Source organism: Micromonospora sp. NPDC005203, assembly GCF_042872705.1.
GTDB lineage: Bacteria > Actinomycetota > Actinomycetes > Mycobacteriales > Micromonosporaceae > Micromonospora.
On the sequence record NZ_JBIAKV010000001.1, the window covers coordinates 392,765 to 419,172 of the forward strand.

Annotated in this window: 28 protein-coding genes and 1 riboswitch; of the genes, 15 read left to right on the forward strand and 13 right to left on the reverse strand. The window is 72.3% G+C overall.

The features are described from left to right. Nucleotide 1 precedes the first annotated feature (1 nt). Nucleotides 2-132: riboswitch (cyclic di-AMP (ydaO/yuaA leader) on the reverse strand. 166 nt (nucleotides 133-298) lie between these two features. Together ACFYPM_RS01935 and ACFYPM_RS01940 are read right to left on the reverse strand one after the other, a co-directional pair. Then, on the reverse strand, nucleotides 299-1,672 hold the full coding sequence (locus ACFYPM_RS01935) for a YibE/F family protein (RefSeq protein WP_387190196.1): 1,374 nt from the start codon (nucleotides 1,670-1,672) through the stop codon (nucleotides 299-301). 191 nt (nucleotides 1,673-1,863) lie between these two features. Beyond that, complete coding sequence (locus ACFYPM_RS01940; protein ID WP_355027247.1) at nucleotides 1,864-2,160, reverse strand: metal-sensitive transcriptional regulator; 297 nt, start codon at nucleotides 2,158-2,160, stop codon at nucleotides 1,864-1,866. 95 nt (nucleotides 2,161-2,255) lie between these two features. Here ACFYPM_RS01940 and ACFYPM_RS01945 point away from each other — a divergent pair, with 95 nt between their 5' ends. From ACFYPM_RS01945 to ACFYPM_RS01975, 7 genes are all read left to right on the forward strand, one after another. Next, the gene (locus tag ACFYPM_RS01945; RefSeq protein WP_387190198.1) at nucleotides 2,256-2,465 is read left to right on the forward strand and encodes a heavy-metal-associated domain-containing protein; all 210 of its coding nucleotides are present in this window, start codon (nucleotides 2,256-2,258) and stop codon (nucleotides 2,463-2,465) included. Nucleotides 2,466-2,479: 14 nt separating this feature from the next. Next, on the forward strand, nucleotides 2,480-3,463 hold the full coding sequence (locus ACFYPM_RS01950; protein WP_387190200.1) for a hypothetical protein: 984 nt from the start codon (nucleotides 2,480-2,482) through the stop codon (nucleotides 3,461-3,463). Between the two features lie 12 nt (nucleotides 3,464-3,475). After that, nucleotides 3,476-5,728: a heavy metal translocating P-type ATPase gene (locus tag ACFYPM_RS01955; RefSeq protein WP_387190203.1), complete on the forward strand. Its 2,253-nt coding sequence runs from the start codon at nucleotides 3,476-3,478 to the stop codon at nucleotides 5,726-5,728. 74 nt (nucleotides 5,729-5,802) lie between these two features. Then, on the forward strand, nucleotides 5,803-5,976 hold the full coding sequence (locus ACFYPM_RS01960) for a CsbD family protein (protein ID WP_036410891.1): 174 nt from the start codon (nucleotides 5,803-5,805) through the stop codon (nucleotides 5,974-5,976). Nucleotides 5,977-6,141: 165 nt separating this feature from the next. Then, entirely contained in the window at nucleotides 6,142-6,489 is a 348-nt protein-coding gene (locus ACFYPM_RS01965; protein WP_387190205.1) for an ArsR/SmtB family transcription factor, read from the forward strand. Further along, on the forward strand, nucleotides 6,486-6,764 hold the full coding sequence (locus tag ACFYPM_RS01970; protein ID WP_387190207.1) for a hypothetical protein: 279 nt from the start codon (nucleotides 6,486-6,488) through the stop codon (nucleotides 6,762-6,764). The genes ACFYPM_RS01965 and ACFYPM_RS01970 overlap by 4 nt, the downstream gene beginning before the upstream one ends. Before the next feature lie 118 nt (nucleotides 6,765-6,882). Next, complete coding sequence (locus ACFYPM_RS01975; protein ID WP_387190209.1) at nucleotides 6,883-8,403, forward strand: alpha/beta fold hydrolase; 1,521 nt, start codon at nucleotides 6,883-6,885, stop codon at nucleotides 8,401-8,403. 24 nt (nucleotides 8,404-8,427) lie between these two features. Here ACFYPM_RS01975 and ACFYPM_RS01980 read toward each other — a convergent pair whose 3' ends face one another. The 3 genes from ACFYPM_RS01980 to ACFYPM_RS01990 all read right to left on the reverse strand — a co-directional run bounded on the left by ACFYPM_RS01980 (nucleotide 8,428) and on the right by ACFYPM_RS01990 (nucleotide 11,466). After that, nucleotides 8,428-9,702, reverse strand: a complete 1,275-nt coding sequence (locus ACFYPM_RS01980) for an RNA polymerase sigma factor (RefSeq protein ID WP_387190210.1) — start codon at nucleotides 9,700-9,702, stop codon at nucleotides 8,428-8,430. Then, complete coding sequence (locus ACFYPM_RS01985; protein ID WP_357252017.1) at nucleotides 9,699-10,064, reverse strand: YciI family protein; 366 nt, start codon at nucleotides 10,062-10,064, stop codon at nucleotides 9,699-9,701. Before ACFYPM_RS01985 ends, ACFYPM_RS01980 begins: the two co-directional genes overlap by 4 nt. 139 nt (nucleotides 10,065-10,203) lie before the next feature. Further along, on the reverse strand, nucleotides 10,204-11,466 hold the full coding sequence (locus tag ACFYPM_RS01990; RefSeq protein WP_387190212.1) for a DUF2786 domain-containing protein: 1,263 nt from the start codon (nucleotides 11,464-11,466) through the stop codon (nucleotides 10,204-10,206). Nucleotides 11,467-11,844: 378 nt separating this feature from the next. Between ACFYPM_RS01990 and ACFYPM_RS01995 the strand changes: the two genes are divergently transcribed. The 3 genes from ACFYPM_RS01995 to ACFYPM_RS02005 all read left to right on the forward strand — a co-directional run bounded on the left by ACFYPM_RS01995 (nucleotide 11,845) and on the right by ACFYPM_RS02005 (nucleotide 13,172). Further along, nucleotides 11,845-12,318 (forward strand): DUF2243 domain-containing protein, encoded by a 474-nt coding sequence (locus ACFYPM_RS01995; protein WP_387190214.1) that lies wholly within the window; start codon nucleotides 11,845-11,847, stop codon nucleotides 12,316-12,318. Then, on the forward strand, nucleotides 12,315-12,437 hold the full coding sequence (locus ACFYPM_RS02000) for a hypothetical protein (protein ID WP_387190216.1): 123 nt from the start codon (nucleotides 12,315-12,317) through the stop codon (nucleotides 12,435-12,437). Before ACFYPM_RS01995 ends, ACFYPM_RS02000 begins: the two co-directional genes overlap by 4 nt. A 72-nt stretch (nucleotides 12,438-12,509) precedes the next feature. Then, a complete protein-coding gene (locus ACFYPM_RS02005; RefSeq protein WP_387190219.1) occupies nucleotides 12,510-13,172 on the forward strand; it encodes a cytochrome c oxidase assembly protein in 663 nt (220 codons plus the stop codon). Here the strand turns inward: ACFYPM_RS02005 and ACFYPM_RS02010 are convergent, their stop codons facing one another. The 7 genes from ACFYPM_RS02010 to ACFYPM_RS02040 form a co-directional block, all read right to left on the reverse strand. Next, entirely contained in the window at nucleotides 13,173-13,460 is a 288-nt protein-coding gene (locus tag ACFYPM_RS02010) for a hypothetical protein (protein ID WP_387190221.1), read from the reverse strand. A gap of 90 nt (nucleotides 13,461-13,550) precedes the next feature. After that, nucleotides 13,551-14,816 carry a CaiB/BaiF CoA transferase family protein gene (locus ACFYPM_RS02015; RefSeq protein WP_387190223.1) on the reverse strand — a complete coding sequence of 422 codons (1,266 nt, stop codon included), beginning with the start codon at nucleotides 14,814-14,816 and terminating at the stop codon, nucleotides 13,551-13,553. Continuing rightward, nucleotides 14,813-16,969, reverse strand: a complete 2,157-nt coding sequence (locus ACFYPM_RS02020) for a 3-hydroxyacyl-CoA dehydrogenase NAD-binding domain-containing protein (protein WP_387190225.1) — start codon at nucleotides 16,967-16,969, stop codon at nucleotides 14,813-14,815. The genes ACFYPM_RS02015 and ACFYPM_RS02020 overlap by 4 nt, the downstream gene beginning before the upstream one ends. 17 nt (nucleotides 16,970-16,986) lie before the next feature. Then, nucleotides 16,987-18,201: an acetyl-CoA C-acetyltransferase gene (locus ACFYPM_RS02025; protein WP_387190227.1), complete on the reverse strand. Its 1,215-nt coding sequence runs from the start codon at nucleotides 18,199-18,201 to the stop codon at nucleotides 16,987-16,989. Then, nucleotides 18,191-19,351 (reverse strand): acyl-CoA dehydrogenase family protein, encoded by a 1,161-nt coding sequence (locus tag ACFYPM_RS02030; protein ID WP_387190229.1) that lies wholly within the window; start codon nucleotides 19,349-19,351, stop codon nucleotides 18,191-18,193. Before ACFYPM_RS02030 ends, ACFYPM_RS02025 begins: the two co-directional genes overlap by 11 nt. A gap of 142 nt (nucleotides 19,352-19,493) precedes the next feature. Further along, nucleotides 19,494-20,510, reverse strand: a complete 1,017-nt coding sequence (locus ACFYPM_RS02035) for an N-acetylmuramoyl-L-alanine amidase (RefSeq protein ID WP_387190232.1) — start codon at nucleotides 20,508-20,510, stop codon at nucleotides 19,494-19,496. Between the two features lie 318 nt (nucleotides 20,511-20,828). Beyond that, entirely contained in the window at nucleotides 20,829-21,044 is a 216-nt protein-coding gene (locus tag ACFYPM_RS02040) for a helix-turn-helix transcriptional regulator (RefSeq protein WP_387190234.1), read from the reverse strand. A gap of 140 nt (nucleotides 21,045-21,184) precedes the next feature. On the opposite strand from ACFYPM_RS02040, the gene ACFYPM_RS02045 reads away from it, so the two are divergent. Further along, nucleotides 21,185-21,442 (forward strand): hypothetical protein, encoded by a 258-nt coding sequence (locus ACFYPM_RS02045; protein ID WP_387190237.1) that lies wholly within the window; start codon nucleotides 21,185-21,187, stop codon nucleotides 21,440-21,442. Nucleotides 21,443-21,535: 93 nt separating this feature from the next. Beyond that, on the forward strand, nucleotides 21,536-22,180 hold the full coding sequence (locus tag ACFYPM_RS02050; protein ID WP_387190239.1) for a TetR/AcrR family transcriptional regulator: 645 nt from the start codon (nucleotides 21,536-21,538) through the stop codon (nucleotides 22,178-22,180). Nucleotides 22,181-22,189: 9 nt separating this feature from the next. Here the strand turns inward: ACFYPM_RS02050 and ACFYPM_RS02055 are convergent, their stop codons facing one another. Then, nucleotides 22,190-23,110 (reverse strand): zf-HC2 domain-containing protein, encoded by a 921-nt coding sequence (locus tag ACFYPM_RS02055; protein ID WP_387190242.1) that lies wholly within the window; start codon nucleotides 23,108-23,110, stop codon nucleotides 22,190-22,192. 72 nt (nucleotides 23,111-23,182) lie between these two features. Between ACFYPM_RS02055 and ACFYPM_RS02060 the strand changes: the two genes are divergently transcribed. The 3 genes from ACFYPM_RS02060 to kdpA all read left to right on the forward strand — a co-directional run bounded on the left by ACFYPM_RS02060 (nucleotide 23,183) and on the right by kdpA (nucleotide 26,400). Next, nucleotides 23,183-24,223 carry a TRM11 family SAM-dependent methyltransferase gene (locus tag ACFYPM_RS02060; RefSeq protein ID WP_387190244.1) on the forward strand — a complete coding sequence of 347 codons (1,041 nt, stop codon included), beginning with the start codon at nucleotides 23,183-23,185 and terminating at the stop codon, nucleotides 24,221-24,223. Between the two features lie 432 nt (nucleotides 24,224-24,655). Beyond that, on the forward strand, nucleotides 24,656-24,745 hold the full coding sequence (kdpF, locus tag ACFYPM_RS02065) for a K(+)-transporting ATPase subunit F (RefSeq protein ID WP_036390805.1): 90 nt from the start codon (nucleotides 24,656-24,658) through the stop codon (nucleotides 24,743-24,745). Further along, nucleotides 24,745-26,400: a potassium-transporting ATPase subunit KdpA gene (gene kdpA, locus ACFYPM_RS02070; RefSeq protein WP_387190246.1), complete on the forward strand. Its 1,656-nt coding sequence runs from the start codon at nucleotides 24,745-24,747 to the stop codon at nucleotides 26,398-26,400. Before kdpF ends, kdpA begins: the two co-directional genes overlap by 1 nt. The last annotated feature ends 8 nt before the right edge of the window (nucleotides 26,401-26,408 follow it).

Sequence of the window (26,408 nt, forward strand, 5' to 3'; positions counted from 1 at the left end):
GTTCCCTTCCGTCGACCGCCGACCGGGTTAGCTGACGGGTTCGGGGCGGAAGTGGCCCCTACCGCTGACGCGGATTCACCCCACACACCTGGGTCCCCGGCTCGCCGGTTGGCGATTGGGCGGTGGCACCGCAGGCGCCGCTTCGCGCCTTCATCGGTAACCGGCAGCGAGGTTACCCGAGAGTCGACTGGCTGAGCTACGCCTGGATACTGACCAAAAGTGTCATATCGCCATAGCGTTGGGTAACCAGTGACGCGGTTCTCAGGGGGGAGGCCCGATCTGGTCACGCTGAGGAGTGTCACCATGCCGTATCCGTGCTCCTGTTCGACTCCGGCCACCCGTCGGTGGCGGTGGATGGGGGCCGGGTCCGCGTCTGGTCCGGCTCGTCGGGTCGCCGCGATCGCGGCGCGTTGAGGGCAGCCAGTGCCTCCGCCCGGCCGTCCGCCTGGGGGCGCGACCGGGTGGCATCGACGGACGGCGTGGTCTCGGCGCGCCCGGCGGCGGTCACGATCGCGGCCAGCCCGGTGGTCAGTGGCACGGCGGCGATCAGCCCGAGGGTGGCGACCGCGCTGCGAACGATCTCCTGCGCGAGGAACTCGCTGGTGAGCAGCTGCCCGATCGGCCGCGCGTCGGCGGTGAGCAGGAGCAGCAGGGGCAGCGACGCGCCCGCGTACGCCAGCACGATGGTGTTGACAGTGGAGGCGATGTGCGCCCGGCCGACGCGGGTCGCCGCACGGTAGAGCTGCAAGCGGGTCAGCCCGGGATTGGCGTTCGACAGCTCGGTGACGGTGGCCGCCTGGGTGACCGTCACGTCGTCGAGCACCCCGAGCGAACCGATGATGATCCCGGCGAGCAACAGGCCGTGCAGGTCCACGTCACCCTGGAACATCGACAGTGTCGTGGCGTCCTCACTGCCGAAGCCGGTGAGGTGGGTTGCCGCGGTGGCGACGGTGGCGAGCGCGCCGGTCAGCACCAGGCTGCCCAGGGTGCCGAGCACCGCGACCGAGGTCTGCGCGGTGACGCCGTGGGTCAGATAGAGCACCACGAACATGATCAGGGCGGCACCGACCACCGCCACCAGGAGCGGTGACCGGCCGGCGCCGATGCCCGGCAGCACGAAAGTGAGCAGGATGGCGAAGCTGGCCGCCAGTCCGGCGAGCGCGGCCAGCCCCCGCCACCGGCCGAAGGCGACGATCGCGGCGGCGAAGACCACCGCCAGCCACACCAGCGGGGTGCCGCGCTGATGCTCGGCGATGTTCCAGTTGCTGAGCGTGGGATCGGTCGGATCGGTCAACTCGACCAAGATGATCTCGTCGCCGACGTCGACACGTGGCGCGCCCGGGCCGTCGGGCACCGGTGTCCGTACCTGCTGGCCGGCGGCGGGTCCCTCGTCCACGCGGACGTCGACAGTGCCGCACGGCCCGGTGCCGACTCTGGGTGTGCCCTCGGGGCTCGACGGCAGCGGCGGGCACGGCTCGGTCACCACCCGGGTCACCGTGCCGGCGTAGCGCGGCACGTCCGCTCCGCCGTCGGTCTGCGGTGCTCCTCCGCGCGGCCAGAGCAGCGCCGCGGCGACAACGGTGGCGACGAAGAGCGGCACCACGGTCATGACGAGGATCCGTCGCACCCGGGGTGGGGCGGACGGAGTGGGACGGGCGTGGTCGGAACCCAAGTCGAGACTCCCAACGATCCGGTCCGGGATACGTGTCAGCGCGCCGCGCGGTTCAGTGTCCTCGCCGAAAGGCGACGCGAGGCGCGGCGGATCGCGGACCGACGACCGTGTGATCACGGACGGTCAGTGCCCGGCCCGGGTTGCCCGGGAACCGGCCCCGCGCCCGCGGGTGCCGGCACCCGGTTGTGTCGTCAGCCGCGCTTCATCAGCCGGCCGACCGCCGCCATCATCTCGGTGGCCATCTCGTCGGCCCGGCCCTCGGCGGCCCCCTCGTGCATGCAGTGCCGGGCGTGCCCGTCGAGCAGCCCCAGCGCCACCTTGTCCAGTGCGGCCTGGATCGCGGAGATCTGGGTGAGCACGTCGATGCAGTAACGGTCGTCGTCGACCATCTTCTCGATGCCGCGGACCTGACCCTCGACTCGGCGGAGTCGCGCGAGCAGTTGGTCCTTGCTGGCGGTGTACCCGCGGATCGGGGTGGGTGCGCTCATGCCGACCAGGATAGCCTACCCCTGGGGGGTATGATACGGTGCAGTCCGGTGGTGATACCCCCACCGGGTACCGGTACGGCGAAGGAGACGATTCGATGGTCAACACGACGTTCCAGGTGCAGGGAATGACCTGTGGGCACTGCGTCAGCGCGGTGAGCGCCGAGGTCGGCGCCATCGCGGGAGTCGGCGACGTCCAGGTCGACCTCGCGACCGGGCAGGTCACCGTGAGCAGCGAGCAGCCGCTGGATGTTCAGGTCGTCCGGGCCGCTGTCGACGAGGCCGGCTACGACCTCGTCGACGCGTGAGCCCAGGGGCCGACATGCGTACCGGGACAAGACTTGTCGGATTTGCTGTCGGCCTCGCGTCGATCTTCGGAGCGACGTACGGCATCGGCCGGGTGGTCGACCGCACTCCGGTCGCCGAGAGCCGGCACGACGGGGGCACGGAGAGTCGACACGACAGCGCCGCCGTCCCGGCGACGGGCGAGGGTGGCGACCCGGCCGACCGGATTCCCGGTGGGCTGCTCGTCTCCGACCGCGGCTACACCCTCGACCCGGTCGACGCCCCGGCCGACGAGTTCGCCTTCCGGGTCACCGGTCCGGACGGCCAACCGGTGACCCAATACGACGTGGCGCACGACAAGAGGATGCACCTGATCGTGGTCCGACGGGACCTCTCCGGTTTCCGGCACGTGCACCCCGACCTCGCGCCGGACGGCACCTGGCGGGTCGGCACGCCGCTGGCCGGCCCCGGGCAGTGGCGGGCCTTCGCCGACTTCGCCCCGACCGGGGGTGAGCCGCTGACGCTCGGCGTCGACGTGACAGTCCCCGGTGAGCTGACCGAACGACAGCTGCCCACCCCGGCGACCAGCACCACCGTCGACGGCTACACGGTCACCCTGACCGGCTCGCCGCAGCCCGGCCGCACCGCCCCGCTCACCTTCACCGTCAGCCGGGACGGTCGACCGGTCACCGACCTGGAGCCCTACCTGGGCGCGTACGGGCACCTGGTGGCACTGCGCCGGGGTGACCTCGCGTACCTGCACGTGCATCCGGACGGGACGCCGGGCGATGGGCGGACCCGGCCCGGTCCGGCCGTCGGCTTCCTCGCCGAGGTGCCCTCGGCCGGCAGCTACCGGCTCTACCTCGACTTCCAGCACGGCGGGACGGTGCACACCGCCGAGTTCACAGTCGTTGCCGGCACCCCGCCGACCGCCGCCACCCCGCCGACCGGGACCAACCCGAGCGGACCCGCGCCGAGCGGTGGCGCCGAGCACGGCACCCCCGGACACGGGCACAACTGACGGGACCACACGATGACCACCACCAGCAGACCGCTGCCCGAGGCGCCCAACCGGATCGAGTTGGCGATCGGCGGGATGACCTGCGCCGCCTGCGCCGCCCGGATCGAGAAGAAGCTCAACCGGATGGACGGGGTGAGCGCCACCGTCAACTACGCCACCGAGAAGGCCACCGTCCGGTACGACGACGGCGTCACGCCGGACGACCTGATCGAGACCGTCCAGAAGACCGGCTACACGGCGGTGCTGCCGGCTCCACCGACCGCCGAGCCGGCTGTCGACCCGCTGCGCGGCCCGCGTACCCGGCTCTGGGTCTCGGTGGCGCTCAGCGTGCCGGTGGTCCTGCTGGCCATGGTCCCGGCCTGGCAGTTCGACTACTGGCAGTGGCTGTCGCTGACGCTGGCCGCCCCGGTGGTGGTCTGGGGTGGGCTGCCGTTCCACCGGGCCGCCTGGACCAACCTGCGGCACGGCGCGGCGACGATGGACACGCTTGTCTCGCTCGGCACCCTGGCCGCGTTCGGCTGGTCGCTCTGGGCGCTCTTCCTGGGTGACGCCGGCATGCCCGGGATGACGCACCCGTTCCGCTTCGACATCACCCGCTCCGACGGCGCCGGCAACATCTACCTGGAGGCGGCCGCCGGGGTGACGGTGTTCATCCTGGCCGGGCGCTACTTCGAGGCCCGGTCCAAGCGGACCGCCGGTGCCGCCCTGCGCACCCTGCTCGACCTCGGCGCCAAGGAGGTGTCGGTGCTGCGCGACGGGGTGGAGACCCTGATCCCGGTGGACCGGCTCGCCGTCGGTGACCGGTTCGTGGTCCGTCCCGGCGAGAAGATCGCCACCGACGGGGTGGTCGACGAGGGCACCTCCGCCGTCGACGCCAGCATGCTCACCGGTGAGTCGGTGCCGGTCGAGGTCGGTCCCGGCGACGGCGTGGTCGGTGCCACCATCAACGCGGGCGGACGGCTGATCGTCAAGGCGACCCGGGTCGGCGCGGACACCCAACTCGCCCGCATGGCCGACCTGGTCGAGCAGGCGCAGAGCGGCAAGGCCGCCGTGCAGCGCCTCGCGGACCGGATCTCCGGTGTCTTTGTACCGATCGTCATCACCCTCGCCGTGGGCACGCTCGGCTGGTGGCTCGGCACCGGGGCCGGCCCGACCGCCGCATTCACCGCCGCCGTCGCCGTGCTGATCATCGCCTGCCCCTGCGCGCTGGGCCTGGCCACCCCGACCGCGCTGCTTGTCGGCACCGGTCGGGGCGCCCAACTCGGTGTGCTGATCAAGGGTCCGGAGGCGCTGGAGTCGACCCGCCGGGTGGACACCGTCATGCTGGACAAGACCGGCACCGTGACGACCGGCCGGATGACCCTGGTGGACGTGGTCCCGACGAGTGGCGCGGATCGGGGCGAGCTGCTCCGGCTCGCCGGTGCGGTCGAGGCTGCCTCCGAGCATCCGATCGCCCGCGCGGTCGCGGCGAGCGCCGCCGAGGAGGGGTCGCTGCCCCCGGTGACGGGCTTCGGCAACCTCGAAGGGCTGGGCGTGACCGGCACTGTCGACGGAAGGGTCGTGCTCATCGGTCGGGTCCGGCTGCTGCGGGAGCGGGACATCGACGTACCGCCGGAGGTCGAGTGGGCCGTCCGCGACGCGGAGGCCGCCGGCCGTACGGCGATCGTCGCGGCCTGGGACGGGCGCGCCCGGGGCGTGCTCGCGGTCGCCGACGTGGTCCGGCCGACCAGCCGGGCGGCGGTGGCCCGGCTGCGGGCGCTGGGGCTCACCCCGGTCCTGCTGACCGGGGACAACGCCACGGTGGCCCGCGCGATCGCCGCCGAGGTGGGCATCGACGAGGTGATCGCCGAGGTGCTGCCGGCCGGCAAGGTCGAGGTGGTCAAGCGGCTCCAGGCGCAGGGGCGGTCGGTGGCGATGGTCGGTGACGGGGTCAACGACGCCCCGGCGCTGGCCCAGGCCGACCTGGGGTTGGCAATGGGCACCGGCACCGACGTGGCGATCGAGGCGTCCGACCTCACCCTCGTGCGGGCTGACCTGGACGCCGTCGTCGACGCCATCCGGTTGTCCCGCCGCACGCTGGGCATCATCCGAGGCAACCTGTTCTGGGCGTTCGGCTACAACGTGGCGGCCCTGCCGCTGGCCGCCGCGGGGCTGCTCAACCCGATGATCGCCGGCGCCACGATGGCGCTCTCCTCGGTCTTCGTGGTGGCCAACAGTCTGCGGCTGCGGCGGTTCCGCCCGGCCGCCGTTGGTCGCGGACTGTGACGGCGGTAATGGTTGAACCGGTGAGGGTGGGGGTACTGGTGGAGTTGTAGCGACGCTTGCAATGGAGGTTGGCAATGGGATTCGACGACAAGATCAACAACGCCACCGAGGACGCGACCGGCAAGCTGAAGGAAGGCGCTGGTCGCGCCACCGATAACGAGCAGCTCGAGGCCGAGGGTCGCGCTGACCAGTCCACGGCCAAGCTCAAGCAGGCCGGCGAGAAGATCAAGGACGCCTTCAAGAGCTGACGCACGACGTAACCCGCACGCCGGGTCGGTGATCATTCACCGGCCCGGCGTGTCTGTGTGTCCGGCCTTCTCCCGTGACCCTGAGATACCCCTGATTCCGCCCGCGGCCCGCACCTTCGCAGCGGCACACCTGCTAGCTTCTCTTTGCATGTGCGACGGCTTGTTATGAGCAGTGCCCCACCGCCGACCGGCGACGACCTGGTACGGGTGCTGGCCGCCCTGGCCAACCCGCATCGTTTACGGATCGTCGCCGCGCTGGCCCGCGAGCGTGCCTACGTCAGCGGGCTGGCCCGGCAACTGGGCATCAGCCGAGCGCTGTTGCAGGTCCACCTACGGAAGCTGGCGGCGGCCGGGCTGGTCACCGCGAGCCTGGAGTTGTCGGAGGACGGGAAAGCCATGAACTACTACGAGGTGCAGCCGTTCGTGCTCACCCTCACCCCCGAGATCATCGCGGCGGCGGCCGAGACGCTGACCGTGCCCGACTCGGCCGAACGACCAGGAGCGGACCGATGACCGGAATGAGCGATCACGACTGGACCGAGGTGGTCGGCGCGATCGGCATCTTCGCCTTCCTGGTCAGCGTGGCCACGGTGACCATCGTGCAGCTCGGTAAGACCCGGCGGGCCCGGTACGAGGCGGCCCGCGCGGACGACTACCGCCAGCTCGCCGAGACGGCGGCCCAGACGCAGGCGGAGAACGCCCGGCTGCTCGCGGCGATGGACGGCCGGCTGGGCGGGATGGAGACCCGGATGACCAAGCTCGAACGGGTCCTGACCGAGGTCGACTGACCACGGCCGAAGGCCCCGGGCCGTCGAGCGGCTACTCGACGGCCCGGGTGAAGGGCATCACCCCGCCCAGTGGGCGGGTTTCACCGGCAACGTTCCTTCACGGAGAGGACAGCACCTCATGCTGCAAGTCCGCAAATCAACTGTCGGCTGGGCGACCGCTCTGGCCCTTACGGCAGCCGGGCTGACCCCGGCCAGCCCGGCCAGCGCCCGCCCCACCATCGAGTGGCAGCCCTGCGTCAAGGACACCCCCGCCCAGGACACCCCAGTCGAGGAGACCCGCGCCGAGTGCGGCACCCTCTCGCTGCCGGTCGACTGGAGTCGGCCACGGGGGGAACGCTTCGACCTGGCACTTGCCCGCCGGGTCGCCACCGACCCGTCTGCCCGACAGGGCACGCTGGTCTTCGGCCCCGGCGGGCCGGGCGACAGCGGCGTCGACCGGGTGGTCAACGGCAGCTCCCGGTTCAGCGCCGACCTGCGCCGCCGGTTCGACATCGTCAGTTTCGACCCGCGCGGCACCGGTGGCAGCCACCCGGTGGTCTGCGCCCGGGATCTGCTCGCCCGGCAACCGCAACTGATCGCCGACCAGGCCCAGTTCGACGCCACCCTGACCAACAACGCGCTGCTGCGCGCCGACTGCCGGGCCCGCACCGGGCCGCTCTACGACCACGTGGACACGACAAGTGCCGCCCGCGACCTGGACGCGATCCGCGCCGCGCTCGGCGAGCGGCAGTTGACCTTCCACGGCAGCTCGTACGGAACTCTGCTCGGGCAGCGGTACGCCGAGCTGTACCCCGACCGGGTCCGGGCCATGGTGCTGGAGGCCACGATGGACCACAGCGTCGACACCCGCGCCTTCCTCGACAGCCAGGCCGCCACCGTGCAGGGCGCGTTCGACGAGTTCGTCGCCTGGTGTGACAGGTCCAGCGCGTGCGCCCTGCACGGGCGGGACCTCCGGGCGATCTGGGCCGGGCTGCGCGATCGGGCCGAGCGCGGCGTGCTGACCGATCCGAAACGCCCCGGCGTCGCACTGACGCCGTTCGAGCTGGTCCGGCTCACCCACAAGGAGTTCTACGACACTGTGCGCTGGCCGGGGCTGGCCGGTTGGCTCGGCGCAATGGACTCCGCCACCGTGCCGGCCACCGCGCCGGCCACCGTGCCGGCCACCGCGCTCCCCACCGACGCCAGGGCGGCGGGTGACACCGTCGCGTCGTACCCCTTCGCGGTCTTCTGCCAGGACTGGAGCCTGCCGGTCCGGGACTACCGGGAGTACGCCGCGCACCTGGGCCGGGCGGCCCGGCTCGCACCCGACCTGCGGTATCCGCCGGCCCTGTTCGCCATCGCCACCTGCCTGGGCAGCCCGACGCCGGTGGCCAACCCGCAACACCGGCTGCGGGTCCACACCAAGGTGCCACTGCTGATCGCCGCCACCGTGCACGACCCGGCCAGCGGGTACGACTGGTCCCGCAACGTGGCTCGGCAGCTGGGCCGGCACGGCGTGCTGCTCACCTACCAGGGGTGGGGGCATGGCAGCTACACCACGAGCGTCCCCTGCGTGGGTGCGACGGTCGACTCGTACCTGATCGACCAGGTGGTGCCGGCCCGGGGCGCCACCTGCCCGGCCGTCGACCCCGACGTGTGACCGCGCGCCGCCGGCCGTCGGGGGTCAGCTCCGTCCGGTGGCCGGCGGCGGTCGGCCAGCGCCGAGCCGGGCCGCCCGCAGTTCGAGATACCGCTGCTCGGGCCGGCTCGTGGTGCCCCGGGCCGCCGTCAGGTACGCCTCCCGCGCCGCGCCGGGCTCCCCGGCCAGCTCCAACAGGTGCGCCCGGACGGCGGCGAGGCGGTGGTGCCCGGCGGTGCGCTCGTCGGCGTCCAGGGACGTGAGCAGGGCCAGCCCGGCCCGTGGCCCGTCCACCATGGCCACCGCCACCGCCTGGTTGAGGGTGACAAGCGGGTTCGGCGCGACCCGGGCCAGCAGCCGGTAGAGCGCGACGATCTGCCGCCAGTCCGTCTCCGCCGCCGTCCGGGCCTCGGCGTGCACCGCGGCAATCGCCGCCTGGAGTTGGTACGGCCCGGGCGGCGACCAGGTCAACGCGTCGGTGATCAGCGCGATCCCCTCCGCGCTGGCGGCCACGTCCCACCTGGTGCGGTCCTGCTCGGCGAGCGGCACCAGCTCCCCGTCCGGGCCGAGCCGGGCCGCCCGGTGCGCGTCGGTGAGCAGCATCAACGCCAGCAGCCCGCTGACCTCGCCGTCGTCGGGCAGCAACCCGTGCAGGATGCGCGCCAGCCGGATCGCCTCGCCGGTCAGCTCGGCCCGGTGCAGGTCCGGGCCACTGGACGCGGTGTAACCCTCGTTGAAGATCAGGTAGAGCACCCGGAGCACCGTGCGCAGCCGCTCGTCCCGTTCGGTGGGACCGGGCATGGTGAACCGGGCGCCGGCGGCCTCGATCCGCTGCTTGGCCCGGCGGATCCGTTGACTCATCGTCGCCTCCGGCAGCAGGTGCGCCCGGGCGATCTGGGCGGTGCTGAGACCGCCGACCGCGCGCAGGGTGAGCGCCACCTGCGCCGACCCGGTCAGCGCCGGATGGCAACAGAGAAACAGCAGGGTGAGGGTGTCGTCGGCGTCCGCCACCGCGGGCTCCGCGTCGGCCGCCGGTGCCACCCCGGCGTACGCCGGCTCGCGCAGCGTCACCGCCAACTCGCGGTCCCGGCGGGCGTTCTCGCTGCGCCACTCGTCGGTGAGCCGGCGGGTGGCCACGGTGAGCAGCCACGCGCGCGGACTGTCCGGTACGCCCTGCGTGGGCCACTGCGTCGCGGCGGCGAGCAGCGCCTCCTGGACCGCGTCCTCGCACCTGTCGAACTGGCCGTGCCGGCGAACCAGCAGGCCGAGGACCTGCGGCGCGACCGTGCGCAGCAGATCCTCGACCGTCCGGTCGGTCACATCTCCGCTCCGGACTCGTCCATGATCGGGCGAACCTCCATGGCGCCGCCGAAGCGCACGTCCGGCCAGCGGGCGGCGATCTCGGCGGCCCGCTGCGGGCTGTCGCAGTCGACCGCCAGGTAACCGGCGAACTGCTCCTTGCTCTCCATGAACGGCCCGTCGATGACCTCGGCCCGGCCGTCGACGGCCCGAACCGTCAACGTCTGCGACGGGTTGGCCAGCGCCTGGCCGCCGATCAGCTCGCCGGTCTCGGTCAACTCCTTCATGATCTCGTCGACCTCGCCGAACAGGGCGGTGCGGTCCTGCTCGGAAAGCTCCTCGGTGAAGCCGGGCCGGTTCCAGATCAGCAGCATGTACTTCATCGCGACGCTCCTTGCGACTCGTGTCGCACCCCGGTCGGGGCGCGACTCACCGGAGGGTCGGAGCCGACAACCCGTTCCCTACGACGTAGCGAAGAAGATCGCAGATATCGCCGCCGGTGGTGGTCCCACGCCGGGCGGTTCAGCGCCGATCGGGTCGGCCCGGCACCTGGCGGGGCTTCCGCCCGCCGCCGACGTCCAGCGACGCCCGGTCGGCGGCCGAGGTGCCCGACGACCAGCCCTCGGCGTCGCGCACGCTGAGTCGGTGCCGGGTGACGCCGGGAAAGAGCGTGTCCAGCCGCTCCCGGACCGCCTCGCCCCGGGCGGCGAGCACCGGCAACAGCCGCTCCGCGCCGGCCGTCTCGGCCGCCGCCTGGTCCGCCGCGTCGGTTGCCGCCTCGGTGGCCGCGCGCAGCCGTTCGCCGATCCGCAGCGCGAACGCGTTGAGGAACGACTCGTCCCAGACCTTTGTCCGCCGCCCGGACCCCTGCCGACGCTCGACCCGCCCGCGCAGCATGGCGGCGGTGGCCTGGACCAGCAGCGAGGTGTAGAGCAACTCCACCGCCACCAGGTCGGCCGGCCAGCCCAGCACGGTGGCGAAGCCGAGATCGTCGGACCAGACCGCCTCACACCTGTTCGCCGCCGCCACCTCCTGCACCAGCAGTGCCTTCGCGCCCGCGTACGGGGTGTCGGTGCTCAGGCGTACCCCACCGGGCACGTCGCCGCGCTCCGCCCCGGCGGCCAGCAACGCCTCGTCGATGCTGTGCCGGGCGATCAGCTCCTGCGCCTTACCGGTAAGCGCCTCCGCCTCGGCCGGGAAGGTCGTCGACTCGGCCTTGGCCAGCAGCGCCCGGACCCGATCCAGCATCGGCGACCCGCTGCGCGCCGGACCGGCCGACCGGGCGGCCGCCGCCCCGCTCGACCCGGGTGGCGGGCGCAACACCGCGATCGGTGGCAGGCTCTCCACCAGCGCGAGGACGTCCACGGCCGTACGAAGCGCGTCGACCCGGTCCAGCGTCTCCCGGGCGGACCAGCCGGACAACACCCGGTCGTCGTCCGCCCGCACCTCGGCGGCCAACGCCCGCAACTGCTCGTCGAACCAGGCCGGGACCGGATCCGACTGCTGGCGCCGCTGCACGGCCATCGCGTCCCGGACCAGTCGCGCCGCGCGGCCGTCGAGCCGCCGCCCGGTGATCCGGTCCACGTCGACGGGCTGCCAGCCGCGCGGCCAGAGCCGCGCCAGGCCACGGACCAGGCGGCGCAGCAACGCCGCGTCGACCGCCGTGGTGCCGTCCGCCGCGCCGGTGCCGACCATCAGTTGGTCCAGCTGCCGTTCGGCCTGCCGTACGTCGGTGCCGCGCACCGCCGCGAGCGCGTTGGCGACGAGTTCGTCCGCGTCCGGCACTGGCACCTCCTTCTCGGGTTCCGCTGCCGGCGAGGCTGCCCGACCCGCCCCAGCTCCATGATCATGCCGCGCGAGGCCCCGAAGGCGCGAAACGGGGATGTTGCCGCCGGCCGCGCGCGGCGCTCGCCCTGCGCCGCGCTCACCCTGCGCGGCCGCGCCGATCTTGCAGTTTCTGTCGCCGATTTGAGCGGTAATGCACCCTAATGTCGGGGCAGAAAGTGCAAGATCGCGATGCAGGCGCGGTTGACGAACAGTCGTTCCGTCTCGCGCAACGGCGTTGACCTTCAGGGGTGGGCGTGTCGCCACGCCGGCTTTGGTGGCCGCTAATCACCGTGTTTGGGGGTATTTTTGCCTCGACCGGTGGATGCGAGGTGTGTGGTGGCCGAGTCGAGCGCGCCGGGGGCACGTACCGTCGACGTGCGGGCCGCCATCCTCGCCGGCGTCCTGATCGGCGTCGCGATCATGGCTGCGGTGGACGAGATCGTCTTCCATCAGTTGCTGGCCTGGCACCACTTCTACGACAGGTCGACGCCGTCGGTGGCATTGCTCTCCGACGGGCTGCTGCACGCGGCCGAGGTGATCGCCCTGGTCGCCGGGTTCTTCTGGTTCGCCGACCTGCGCCGGCGACACGCCCTGTCGGCCCGGCTCGCCTGGGGTGGCCTCCTGCTCGGCGCCGGGGGGTTCCAGCTCCTCGACGGGCTGGTCGACCACAAGGTCCTCCGGCTGCACCAGATCCGTTACGGGGTGCACCTCGTGCCGTACGACGTGGTGTGGAACGTGGCCGGCGCGGCACTGCTGCTGGCCGGCGCCGTGCTGATCTGGCGTGCCAGGTCGCGCGACGGCCGCCGATGACGGTGTCGCTGCCGGCTCCGCCCGCCTGGTCCGTTCCGCCGTTCGCGCACGGCGGGCAGGCGGCGGATGCGTCGTCCTGGCTGCCGCTGTTCCCGGTCGCGCTGCTGGCCGGCGGCTAACTGCTGGCCACCGCGCGCGACCCTCGTGGTTGGGATCATCGCCGGACCGCCGCCTGGCTGGTCGGGTGCGGAATGCTGGCGGTCGCCGTCGGGCCGTTGGCCCAACTTTCCGGCGATCCGCGCGGGCATCTGGCGCAGCATCTGCTGCTCGGCATGCTGGCCCCGCTCGGGCTGGTGCTCGGTGCCCCGGTCACCCTGCTGCTGCGGGTCGCGCCGCCGCCGGTCCGCCGGGCGGTGGGCCGGTTGCTGCGTGCCCGCCCGCTGCACCTGATCGCGCACCCGGTCACCGCCGCGCTGCTCAGCACGGGCGGGCTGGCGCTGGTGCTGCTCACCCCGCTCTACGCGGCGGCCGAGCGTCAGCCCGCGCTGCATCACGCCGTACACCTGCACTACCTGGCCGCCGGCTATCTCTTCGCCTGGTCCCTGGCCGGACCGGACCCGGCGCCGCGCCGCCCGGGCCTCGCGGTACGGGTCGGCGCGCTCCTGGGTGCGGCAGCCGGACACGCCGTACTGGCCAAGTACCTGTACGCCCAGGCCGAAACCCTCCCACCGGGCCTTACCGACCGGGACCCGGAAGCGTTCCGGTCGGCCGCCCAGCTCATGTACTACGGCGGCGACCTGGCCGAGTTGCTGCTCGCGACAGCCCTCTTCGCCAGCTGGTACAACCGCCGACCCCGCCCGGCGGCCAAGCGGTCCGCGTCATCGGAGCGTGGGTCCCTGTCGCAGATCTCTTGATCAATGGGGCCGGGGTGCGGAGGTGCGCTCGCGGAGCGCGGTGGCGAGCTGGCGGAGGAACGTACGGATGCTCTCCTCGCTGTGCGGCGTCTCGATCTCGTCGTTGAGCGGGATCGTGGACCGTAGCGCCTGCTCCAGCGCGTCCAGGGTCGTGGCCCGGTCGCCCGGGTATCGCCCGTCGGTCACGTCCCCGGCGACCCGGGCCACCACCGAGTCGTCAAGCGCGCGGTCGAACTGGACCCCGTAGAGGATTCCGTTGATGTGGCCCTTCCACAGGTCCCTGGCCATGCTCGTCGACTCCCTGGGAAGAAGCGGCTCCGTCCCGGCCGGGATCGGCTCCGCTGAGCCTGCCACCACTCCCCGGGACGCGCAGACCCGTCAGGTCCGTCGCGGCCAGTCGGCGAGAATCTCCGCCGCCGGTAGGCGGTCCTGCTCCGGGTCCGGTGCCGGGGTCGGCCGGTCGGCCGGCGTCCGGCCGAAGCGGGGTGCCGGGGCCGGTTGGATCTCGCCACCGACCTCGACGAAGGTGCCCCGCGCGGCGTTGTGCGGGTGTTGGTGCGCCTCAGCGGGGGCGAGCACCGGCGCGACGCAGGCGTCCAGGTCGGTGAAGATCGCCGTCCAGTCGTCCCGGGTCCGCTCGGCGAACCGTGCGGTGAAGCGCTGGCGCAGCTCATCCCAGCCGCTCGGGTCGTACTGCGCCGGCAGGTCGGGCTCGTCGGCCAGGTCGAGGCCGGTGAGGAGTACGTCGTAGAAGGCCGGTTCCATCGCGCCGACGGCCATGAATCCACCGTCGGCGGTGGCGTACGTGTCGTAGAACGGCGCACCGCCGTCGAACATGTTGCGCCCGCGCGGTGCGGCCCACAGGCCACTGCCGAGCAGCCCGTGCAGGAACGACGTGAGCAGCGCCGACCCGTCCACCATCGCCGCGTCGACTACCTGGCCGACACCCGAGCGTTCCCGTTCCAACAGCGCCGCCAACACGCCGACGGCGAGCAGCATGCCGCCCCCGCCGAAGTCGGCGAGCAGGTTCATCGGCGCGTACGGGCGCTCGCCGACCCGAGCCAGCGGCTCCAACGCCCCTGCCACCGCGATGTAGTCGATGTCGTGCCCGGCCCGGGACGCCAGCGGGCCGTCCTGGCCCCAGCCGGTCATCCGCGCGTACACCAGCCCGGGGTTGCGCCCCTGGCACACCTCCGGGCCGAAGCCGAGCCGCTCGGCGACCCCCGGCCGGTACGCCTCGACCAGCACGTCGGCCCGTTCGACGAGGCGCAGCAGGTCGGCCACCCCGGCCGGGGACTTCAGGTCCAGCGCGGTCACCCGCCGGCCGCGCTGCAACGGCCCGCCGGTCGGCGCGGCCAGCCGCCCCGCGCCCGGGGCACCCGGCCGGTCCACCCGCACCACGTCCGCCCCGAGGTCGGCGAGCACCATGCAGCCGAACGGGGCCGGCGCGAGGCTCGCCAACTCGACCACCCGCACCCCGGCCAGCGGCCCGCCGCGCGTCGAACCGCCCGGCGTGGCGCCCGGGTCGTCGTGCCGTGTGGCGCCCGGGTCGTCGCCCTGTGCGGCGTCCCGGTCGTCGCTCCGTGCGGCGTCTGGGTCGCTGGCCCCACCCGGTCTGCCGGGGCTCGGCCAGGAGGCCGTCATGCGACGCCAGCCGGTTCGGCCGGACCAGCGGCGAGCCTGTCGACCAGGTCGGCCGGGGGTGTGAACCGGTCGCCGTACCTGTCGGCCAGTTCAGCGGCCCGGGTCGCGAACCCGGCCGGGCCGCCCGCGTACTGCCGGACGTAGCGGATCACCCCTCCCGTCCACGCGGGGAAGCCGATGCCGAAGATCGAGCCGATGTTGGCGTCGGTCTCGGTGCGTAGCACCCCCTCGTCGAGGCAGCGCAGCGCGTCCAGCGCCTCGGCGAAGAGCATCCGCTCCTGGAGGTCGGTGAACGGCACCGCCCGGCCGGCGTCGGTGACCAGGTCGGCGAGGCCGGTCCACAGCCGGCCCCGGGTGCCGTTGTCGTAGGAGTAGAAGCCGCGACCGATCGCTCGCCCCGGCCGGTCGTACGCGTCGGCCAACTCGTCGACGAGCCGGTGCGCGGGCAGCGGCAGGTACTCCTCGCTGGCCGCCTCGAACTGGCGGCGGATCCGCTGGATCAGGGTGAGGCTGACCTCGTCGGCAAGTGCCAGCGGCCCGGTCGGGTAGCCGGCCTGCAACGCGGCCTGCTCCACCGATGCGGCGGGGACACCCTCGGCGACCATGCCGACCGCCTCGTCGAGGAACCGGCCGATCACCCGGCTGGTGAAGAAGCCCCGGCCGTCGTTGACCACGATCGGGGTCTTGCCGATCCGCCGACCCAGGTCGAACGCCCGCGCCAGGGCCGTGTCGCTGGTCTGCTCGCCGACCACGATCTCCAGTAGTGGCATCCGGTCCACCGGGGAGAAGAAGTGCATGCCGATGAAGTCGCTCGGGCGGTCCACTCCCTCGCTCAGCCCGGTGATCGGCAGGGTGGAGGTGTTGGACGCGAGCAACGCGTCGGGTGCCAACACCGGCAGCACCTCGGCGAAGACGGCCTGCTTCAGCACGGGGTCCTCGAAGACCGCCTCGATGACCGCGTCGCAGCCAGCGAGGGCGTCCAACTGGTCGGTGGTGGTGATCCGGTCCAGTACGGCACGGGCGTCCGCCTCCGTGGCGCGGCCCTTGCGCACCCTGCGGGCGAGCAGCCGTTCGGCGTGCTCCCGGGCACGGCCGGCGGCCTCGGGCGTGACGTCCCGGACCACGACGTCCAGGCCGGCGCTGGCGCAGGCGTACGCGATGCCGGCTCCCATCATGCCGGCGCCGAGCACGGCCACCCGGCGCACCGGCGGGGCGTCCACGCCGGACGGTCGTGCGGCGCCACCGTTGACGGCCTTCAGGTCGAAGAAGAACGCGCCGATCATGTTCTTGGCGACCTGCCCGGTGAGCAGGCCGATCAGGTGCCGGGTCTCCACCGTCAGGGCGGTGTCCAGGTCGACCTGTGCGCCCTCGACGGCGGTCGCCAGGATCGCCTCGGGTGCGGGCAGCCGGGCACCCTTGAGCTGCTTGCGCAGGGTGGCCGGAAAGGCGGGCAGTTGGGCGGCCAGCGAGCGGCCCGCCGGTGTGCCGCCGGGCATCCGGTAGTCCGGTCGGTCCCACGGCTGGGCCGGGTGCGGGTTCGCCACGATCCAGGCGCGTGCGAGGTCCAGCATCTCGGTGGGCGTGGCGACCACCTCGTCCACGATGCCCGCGGCCAGCGCCTCGGCGGGGCGCATCCGCCGACCGGTGAGCAGCACCGTGGTCAGCGCACCGGCCAGGCCGAGCATTCGTACCGTCCGGGTGATGCCGCCGGCCCCGGGCAGCAGGCCCAGGGTCACCTCCGGCAGCCCGAGCCGGCTGTCCGGCGCGTCCAGCGCGATCCGGTGGTGGCAGGCGAGGGCGATCTCCAGGCCGCCGCCGAGCGCGGAGCCGTTGACCGCGGCGACCACCGGTCGGCCCAGCGTCTCCAGTCGCCGCAGGTCCCGTTTGATGGTGCCGAGCAGCTCGGCGAGAGCGGGCGCGTCGGCGTGGGTGGCCCGGATCATCTCGGGCAGGTCGCCGCCGGCGAAAAAGGTCGACTTCGCGCTGGTGACGATGACGCCGACGAGGTCGTGCTCGGCCTCCAGCCGGTCCAACGTGGCGCTCATCGAGGCGGCGTACGCGCGGTTCATGGTGTTGGCGGACTGCTCGGGGTCGTCCAGGGTGAGCGTGACGATGCCGTCGGCGGCGCGGTCGTACCGGATGGTGGTGGTCATCTGTCTTTCCCCCCGGGTCAGCAGCGCTCGAGAACGGTGGCGACGCCCATGCCGCCGCCGATGCAGAGGGTCACGAGGGCACGGCGCAGGTCGCGGCGCTCCAACTCGTCCAACGCGGTGCCGAGCAACATGGCTCCGGTGGCGCCCAGCGGGTGCCCGAGCGCGATCGCGCCGCCGTTGACGTTCACCCGGTCCGGGTCGAGGCCCAGGTCGCGGACGTACTTGAGCACCACGGCCGCGAACGCCTCGTTGATCTCGAACAGGTCGATGTCGTCGACTGCCAGCCCGGCGACGGCGAGGGCCTTGTGGGTCGCCGGGATCGGGCCGGTGAGCATCAGCGTCGGATCCGCGCCGGTGACCGCCGCGCCGGCGATCCTCGCGCGCGGGGTGAGGCCGAGGTCCCGCCCGACCTGCTCCGAGCCGATCAGCACCAGCGCCGCGCCGTCCACGATGCCGGACGAGTTGCCGGCGTGGTGGACGTGCTCGATGGCCTCCAGCCAGTGGAACTTCTGCAAGGCGACCGCGTCGAAGCCGGCCGCGTCGCCGATCGTGGCGAAGGACGGGGTGAGTCGGGCCAGCGCCTCCCGGGTGGTCTCCGGGCGCGGGTGCTCGTCGACGGTGAGGATGTCCAGCCCGTTGCCGTCGCGGACCGGGACCACCGAGCGGGCGAAGTGCCCGCCGGCCCACGCCTTGGCGGCCCGCTCCTGCGACCGCAGCGCGTAGCCGTCCACGTCGTCGCGGGTGAATCCCTCCAGGGTGGCGATCAGGTCGGCGCTGACGCCCTGCGGCACGAACGACGTGGCGAGCGCGGTCTGCGGGTCGGTGGCCCAGGCCGCGCCGTCGGAGCCCATCGGCACCCGGGACATCGACTCCACCCCGCCAGCGAGCAGCAGGTGCTCCCAGCCGGAGCGGATCCGCGCGGCGGCGGAGTTGACCGCCTCCAGCCCGGAGGCGCAGAACCGGTTGAGCTGCACCCCGCCCACCTCGTCGGGCAACCCGGCCAGCAACGCGGCGGCCCGCGCCAGGTCGCCGCCCTGCTCGCCGACCGGGGTGACGATCCCGAGCAGCAGGTCCTCCAACCTACCGACGTCCAGGCCGGGGTTGCGCTCGCGCAACGCGTCGATCAGGCCGACGAGCAGCGAGATCGGCTTGACCCCGTGCAGCGCGCCGGCGTCCCGGCCGCGTCCGCGCGGGGTGCGGACCGCGTCGTAGACGTACGCCTCAGAGGGCACGGGCGATCAGCTCCTTCATGATCTCGTTGGTGCCGCCGTAGATCTTCTGGACGCGGGCGTCGGCGTACATCTGGGCGATCGGGTACTCCGTCGTGTAGCCGTAGCCGCCGAAGATCTGGAGACAGCGGTCGATGACCTCGCACTGCCCGTCGGTGAGCCAGGACTTCGCCATCGCCGCGGTCGCCACGTCCAGGTCGCCGCGCGCGTGCCGGACGATGCAGTCGTCGAGGAAGACCCGGCCGACCCGGGTACGGGTGGCGCACTCGGCGAGCACCATCCGGGTGTTCTGGTGGCCCATCAGCGGTTTGCCGAAGGCGGTGCGCTGCTTGGCGTACGCGACGGTCAGCTCGACCGCCCGTTCCATGGCCGCGACCGCGCCGACGCCGATGACCAGCCGTTCCTGGGGGAGTTGCTGCATGAGCTGGACGAAGCCCAGCCCCTCGGCGTCGCCGAGCAGGTTGGCCGCCGGCACCCGGAACCCGTCGAAGAACAGCTCGGCGGTGTCGTTGGCGTGCAGCCCGATCTTGGACAGCAGTCGGCCCCGGCGGAAGCCCTCCGGATCGCCGCCGACCTCGCACACCAGCAGCGAGACACCTGCCGCCCGCTGCTCGGGATCGGTCTTCACGGCCACGATGACCAGATCGGCCAGGCCACCGTTGGTGATGAACGTCTTCGCGCCGGTGATCAGGTAGTCGTCTCCGTCGCGGACGGCCCGGGTGCGCATCGCCTGGAGATCGGAGCCGCCGTCCGGCTCGGTCATCGCGATCGCGCCGACCAGCTCACCGCTGCACAGGCCGGGCAGCCACCGTCGCTTCTGCTCCGCGCTGCCGTACGCGACCAGGTAGCCGGTGACGATGCCACTGTGGACCGCCAACCCGAGGCTGCCCTCCCCGGTGTACGCCTGCTCGTGCAGCAGCACGGCCTCGTGGGTGAACCCGCCGCCCCCGCCGCCGTACTCCTCCGGGACAGACAGGCCCAACAGCCCCAGCTCGCCGGCGCGGCGGTAGTGCTCGCGGTCCGGGTGCCCCTGCGCCAGCAGGCGGTCGGTGTGCGGCAGCACCTCCTTGGTGAAGAAGGTGCGGGCCAGGTCGGCGAGGTCGTCGTGCTCCGGTTCGCGCCAGGGCGAGGGGGGACCGTCGGGCGTCGGCATGGGCACCACCCTCGCGCGCTGTTGGCAGCATGTCAATAAGTCGCGACCGGCAGCCCCGGAGGCGCCGCGGGCATGCTGCGACGCCGCCCCCCCACCAGCGCGACGGGCGCGCTGACCGGGGGCGGCGTGACTGGGCTGCGAACTAGCGCCTCGGCGGCCGGGGCGGCGGATTCGGGCGCCTTCCGGCCAGCGTGGTTACGTCCTGGCGTAGCTGGCCGAGGTACGGGTGGAAGTAGTCGCCGGGGCACTCGGTCGCACCCGCCCCGATGCTCGCCCAGTCCCGGTGGCCCGAGATGACTGCCACGTTGCCACCCACCCCGCTCACCGGATTGACGTATCCGGTCCGGCCGGTGGGGTTGAGTCGACTCGTGAGGCTGAGACCTGCCAGGACGAGCGCCAGCGACCGTTGCGCGGCGGGGCCGGGCAGGCGGGACGTGTACCGGCCCAGCAGGCAGATGCCGATGTTGCCCGCGTTGTACCCGCTCACGTGCGCCGCGTTGACCATGAGCGGCCGACCGTCGCCACCGAAACCCGGGCCGTAGACCGGCTGCGGCCCCGGGTCGGAATAGCGCCCCTCGTAGACCCGCCCGGCCTCGTCGATCAACAGGTGGTAACCGATGTCGCCGAACTCCTGCAGTACGCACTGGTCGTAGTAGATGGCGCGTACCGTGGCCGCCGGATCGGGGTCCTCATTGTGCTGGTACACCCCACTGTGGTGGACCGTCAGCGTCTGCACCGGGAAGAACTCGGTGGGCCACCGCTGGCTGCCGTTCGGGGCGAGCCGGAGCGACTCGTCAGCTCCCCAACCGGACCGGGGCAGGTACGTCGGCTTCCGCCTGGTGCCGGGCGGCAGCGGAAGGTTGTTCGTTTCCGCGCTCGCGACCGCCCGCCGCGCCCCATCGACCATGTTCAGCTCGACGACTGTGGCAGCCGAGCCGTCGGCGACCTGGACCTCGTACCCGGTCGCGCCGTCGACGACCACGATGTCGGACTGGGCCGACACCGCCCGACCGTCGCGACCGTTCGGGCACGCGCTGATCTCCAGCCAGTCGCTCCATCCCTTGCCGGTGCGAAGGCGCACCGCCGCCGCCGGACCGCTGTGCGCGACGGACAGGTGGGTCAACGGAATGGCCGGGGTCGTCACCACAGTTCGGCTCATCAGCCGACCACGGCGGGCCGCGAGCGGCGACGTCACGGTGGTGGTGGACGGTGCCGCCGTCGCCGACCCGGCGAACGTACCGGCGGCCGAGAGACCGACAGCCGCACCGGCCGCGCCAGACAACACTCGACGTCGAGAAACCAAGGCATTGCTCCCTTGCTCAGTTGATCTCGTCCGCCGGTATGGACGGCCGAGGCCGGGCCGGTCGGACTGCCACTGATCAGTGGCAAGGGTAAGACAGGAGGGCGGATCACCGCAGGCCGCTCGAACGGCGTACCCCGTCCCGGGACTGTCCTGAACCGACCCGCGCCGGGCGCGTTACTCGGCCTCGTCGCCGTCCGTGGGACGCGGCGGGCGATGCTCGGCGATCCACGCCTCCACCTCAGCGCGCAGCCACACCGTGGTGCCGTGGAGGCGCTGGAACGGTGCGGGGAAGGTCGGGTAGCGAATGAGCTGACGCATTCGGGTCCGGCTCACGCCGAGCAGATCTTGCAGCTCGTGCGGACCGACCAGCGGACCCGGGACCTCACCCATGACCTGAAGGTAGGGCGATCGGGCATGCCGAATTGCGTCTACCTACTTGCGCAGTCCTCCCGAATGGGTGAGGGTGAAGGTGACGTCCCGGCCAGTGGTCCGGGCTACCTGGCAGCGATCGCGAGTGATGGGAGAGCCCGATGGATCAGGCGACGGAGTTGGCGTGGCTGCGGGAGCGGGTCGGGGGACTGGAGACGGCGTTGCGCTGCGCACGGAGGGAGCTGTTCGATCTCCGTTGTCGTCTGACGCTGATCGGCCGGGTGGTTCAGGACGTGGACCGGGTGCAGCGAGCGCCCGGGGTTGCCCTCGGTGCGATCAACGCGGCGCTCTACTCCGAGACGTCAAACCTGGGGCAGGTCGCCCGGCACCTGGTTCGGCGACGGCGCCCGGTCCGCTAATCAGGTGATGAAAAAGGTCAGAGGCGGTCCCGGCACCTCCTTCCCAGCACCTGATCACGGTGCGGGCGGGAAGCGGTCGATAGGGTCGGGCAGATGAGTGTCGAGACGGCTCCGCGCCGCCGCCGTCTGGAGCCGGACGCCCGGCGTGGGCAGATCCTGGCCTGCGCGGTCCGGCTGTTCGGCGACCGCCCGTACGCGGACGTGTCGACCACCGACGTCGCCCGCGAGGCTGGTGTCGCGCGTGGTCTGGTCAACCACTACTTCGGTACGAAGAAGGACCTCTACCTGGAGGTCGTAAGGGTCATGGTGACCATTCCGGAGGTGGCCCTCGAACGGTTGCCCAAGGGTGACCTGCGGACCCGGGTCGACGCCAGTGTCTCCTGGTTTCTCGACGTGGTGTCCCGGCACAGCACCTCCTGGCTGGCCGCGGTCACCGCCCGGGGGATGGGCGGCGACGCGGACGTGGAACGGGTGCTCGCCGAGGCCGAGGAGGTCGCCGCGGACCGCATGCTCGTCGCCGTCGGCCTGGCCGGCGAGGCCGAGCACCGGGAGGAGTTGCGTGCCATGGTTCGCGCGTACGGCGGGCTGGCCACGTCGACCGCCCGGGAGTGGCTCCAGCGCGGGGCGTTGACCCGCACCCAGGTGCACCTGCTGCTCGCCACCACCCTGCTGACCATCGTCGAACAGGTCATTCCGCAGGCCATCGCCGGCGACGAACCAGCTCGCCGAGCAGAGTGAGGGAACCGCTCACGCGGCGCGGCGTCCGCCGGCCCGCCCGACCCGCGCGGAGCGGTCGGCACGCGCCGCCGGGGCGGCATCATCGGCACGCGCCGCCGGGGCGGCGTACCGGTCGGCGGCCTGCGCCGGGTACGACTCGGGGCGGACCACCCGCAGCGGCCGGTCCACCTCGTCGGTGCCGAACCGCCAACGCGACGGTGCTGGCTGCCGCTGCGGCGAAGGTCCACCGGGGCGCAGGCCGGGCCGGGACAGCAACACGGTGATCAGGTAGCCGACCACCAGGAACCCGTGACTGACCAGCCGCTCCCCGCCCACCGATCCGGTGGCCAGGTCGTTGACCGAGAGCAGCAGCAACGTGCCGACGAACGCGCTGAGCATCGGCAGCAGCCCGGCCGGCGGGCTGCGGCGGACCGCCACGAAGAGGAAGCCGGCACCTACCGCCACGTTCCACGCGGCCGACTCGTGCCAGAGGTGCTGGCCGGCCGGATGCAGGTGATCGGCGGTCGCGCCCCGGCCAACCTGGGCCAGCCCGAGCACCAACTGCACCGCGCCGAGCAGCCCGAGCGCCGCGCGCAGCCCGGCGACCAACCCGGCGCGCCCGAACGCCGCGCGCAGCCCGGCGCGCCCGAACGCCGCGCGCAACCCGGCGCGCCCGAGCGCCGCGCGCAGCCCGGCGACCGAGCCACCGCGCCGCCACCGCGACCGGCGGACCGGCTCCGCCGCGACGGCGGCCAGGATCGCCGCGGTCCGGTCGGGCACATCGGCCACCAATCGGGTACGAACCCGACGCGTCACCGCAGCCGCCGCCGTGAACCAGGCCCGACAATCGGCACACCCGTCCAGGTGCCCCTGCACCGCCGTCAGTTCGGCGGCGGTCTCCTCCCCGTCCAACTGTGCGGACAGGACCTCCCGCCACTGCTCACACCCCATGTACCGGTAGTCGCTCCGGGGGCCGCTCCGGTTCCCGGCGACCGGGGGCTGTTGTGGAATACTCGCCCGATCATGACGCGTTACGGCCTGCTGATCCTGCCCGCCACCAACCGGGTGTACGCCCGCTCCGCCATCGACCTCACCCGGGCCGAGCTGGAGATCTTCGGCCGTTCGGCCCTCGACGGCCAAATCGGCGAGCTGGACACCGAGGTGGTCGGTGGGGCGTCCTACGTCACCTTCACCGGTGACGGGTTGACCGAGCGGGACCTGGCCGCCCTGGGCAACCTCTCCGCCGGGTACGCGCTCTTCGAGATCGTCGGTGAGCTGCTGCGGCCGATCGAGTGGAGCCGACTGGACCGCTACGACGACGACCTGCTCACCATCCAGAAGTACCCGGGCAAGACCAACGAGCAGTTCACCAAACTTCTGCTCAACGTCACCCTGCTCGCCTCGGACTGGGCCGGTGAGCTGACCACCCGTCGGTTCCGGGTGCTCGACCCGCTCTGCGGCCGGGGCACCACCCTGAACCAGGCCCTGATGTACGGGTTCGACGCCGCCGGCATCGAGCGCGACCAGAAGGACGTCGAGGCGTACCGGGCGTTCATCACCACCTGGCTGAAGCAGAAGCGGGTCAAGCACCGCGTGCTGGAGTCGGGGCCGGTACGGCGGGAGCGCAAGGTGGTCGGCCGGCGGGTGCGGATCGAGTTGGCCCCGACCCGCGAGGAGCACAAGGCCGGCCAGACCCAACTGCTGGACGTGGTCAACGCCGACACCGCCCGCTCGGCGGAGTTCTTCCGCCCGGAGACCGTCGACCTGGTCGTCGCCGACGCGCCGTACGGCGTGCAGCACGGCAGCCGTACCGCCGACAAGGGCCTGACCCGCGATCCGCTGGCGTTGCTCGCGGACGCCGCGCCGGTCTGGGCGCGGCTGCTGCGTCCCGGCGGTGCGCTCGGGATCTCCTGGAACACGCACGTCGCCAGCCGCGAGGACGCGGCGGCGGCGTTGGCCGACGCCGGCCTGACCGTGGTCGACAGCGAGCCCTATCGCGCGCTGCGGCACCGGGTCGACCAGTCGATCATGCGCGACGTGCTGGTGGCCCGCCGCCCGGCCTGACCCGGCCCCGCACCTCCGCCCGCGCTGCACCGGGCCGCCGCCCGGTCCGGGCCGCGGACGGTCTCTCCGCGTCCTTTGCTCTGCTTCAACCAGCGCAACGGTCAGGCCGCCTCATTGTTGCGCCCGCTGAAGCAGAGCAAAGGACGCGCAACTGGCTCCCACCCCGGACGAGCCCCGGGGTCTGTGCCGCATTTCACCTGTTCGGTGGGCGGTGTGAAAACCACGTCAAGAAAAGGTTCGGCTCCGTCATGGTCGCGTTATGACCCCTGCCGTCCGGCGGGTGGTGGGGCTTTGATTGCCCGGCGCGACCGGAAGGCGGTCGCGACGAACCTTTCCGGTAAGAGGAGTCAGCGTGTCTGACGTGGTGTTCGTGGTCCTGACGGTGGTGCTGTTCGCAGTGCTCGCCCTGGTGGTCCGGGCGGTGGAGAAGCTGTGAACGCGGTAAACGCCGTCGGTCTGGTGCTCGCGATCGTCCTGGGCGCGTTCCTGGTGTTCGCCCTGCTGTTTCCGGAGCGCTTCTGATGACCATGACAACAGCGGGCGTCATCTTCATCGTGACGCTGGTGGCGGCCCTCGTCGCCGTCTACAAGCCGTTCGGCGACTACATGTTCCGGGCGGTCGCCGGCACGAAGCAGTCCCGGGTCGAGCGGGGAATCTTCCGGCTGGTCGGAGTCAACCCGGCCACCGAGCAGACCTGGGGCGTGTACGCCCGCAGCGTGCTGGCGTTCTCCGCGGTCTCGATCCTGTTCCTGTACGTGTTCCAGCGTGTGCAGAACCACCTGTGGCTGTCCCTTGGCTTCGACCCGGTGGTGCCGCACGGCGCGTGGAACACGGCCGTGTCGTTCGTGACGAACACCAACTGGCAGTCGTACTCGGGTGAGTCGACGATGGGCCACCTGGTGCAGATGGCCGGCCTGGCCGTGCAGAACTTCGTGTCGGCGGCGGTCGGCATCGCGGTGGCGGTCGCGCTGGTACGCGGCTTCGCCCGCAGCCGGACCGGGCAGCTCGGCAACTTCTGGGTCGACCTGACCCGGATCGTGCTGCGGATCCTGCTGCCGATCGCGGTGCTCGGCGCCATCGCGCTGATGATCGGCGGCGTGGTGCAGAACCTCTCCGCCGGCACCGACGTGAGCACGCTGACCGGCGGCGCCCAGACCATCACCGGTGGTCCGGTCGCCAGCCAGGAAGTGATCAAGGAGCTGGGCACCAACGGTGGCGGCTTCTACAACGTCAACAGCGCGCACCCGTTCGAGAACCCGACCACCTGGACGAACTGGCTGGAGATCTTCCTGATCTTCCTGATCCCGTTCAGCCTGCCCCGGGTCTTCGGCCGGATGGTCGGGCAGAACCGGCAGGGCTACGCCATCGCCGCGGTGATGGGCATCCTCGCGTTCCTCAGCGTCGCCATCACCAACATCTTCGAGCTGGCCGGCCACGGCACGGTGCCGCAGGCGGTCGGCGCGGCGATGGAGGGCAAGGAGGTGCGGTTCGACGTGTCGAACTCGGCCACCTTCGCTGCCGCCACCACGCTCACCTCGACGGGTGCGGTGAACTCGTTCCACGACTCGTTCACCTCGCTCGGCGGCATGATGACAATGGTCAACATGATGCTCGGCGAGGTCGCGCCGGGCGGCACCGGTTCGGGTCTCTACGGCCTGCTCATCCTCGCGGTGATCACGGTCTTCGTGGCGGGCCTGATGGTGGGTCGCACCCCCGAGTACCTGGGCAAGAAGATCGGGTCGCGCGAGATCAAGTTCGCCTCGCTCTACTTCCTGATCACGCCGATCCTGGTGCTCGTCGGTACGGCGGCCGCATTCGCCACCGGCAACAACTCCACGGCGCTCAACGTCGGCCCGCACGGCCTCTCCGAGGTGCTGTACGCGTTCACCTCGGCCAGCAACAACAACGGCTCCGCCTTCGGCGGCATCACCGTCAACACGACCTGGTGGGACACCGCCCTTGGGTTGTGCATGCTGCTGGGCCGCTTCCTGCCGCTCATCTTCGTGCTCGCGTTGGCCGGCTCACTGGCCCGCCAGGCACCCACCCCCGCGTCCGAGGGCACCCTGCCGACCCACCGACCGCTGTTCATCGGCATGGTCGTCGGCGTCACGGTGGTCCTCGTCGCGCTGACCTTCCTGCCCGCGCTCGCGCTCGGCCCGCTGGCAGAGGGGCTCTGACCATCATG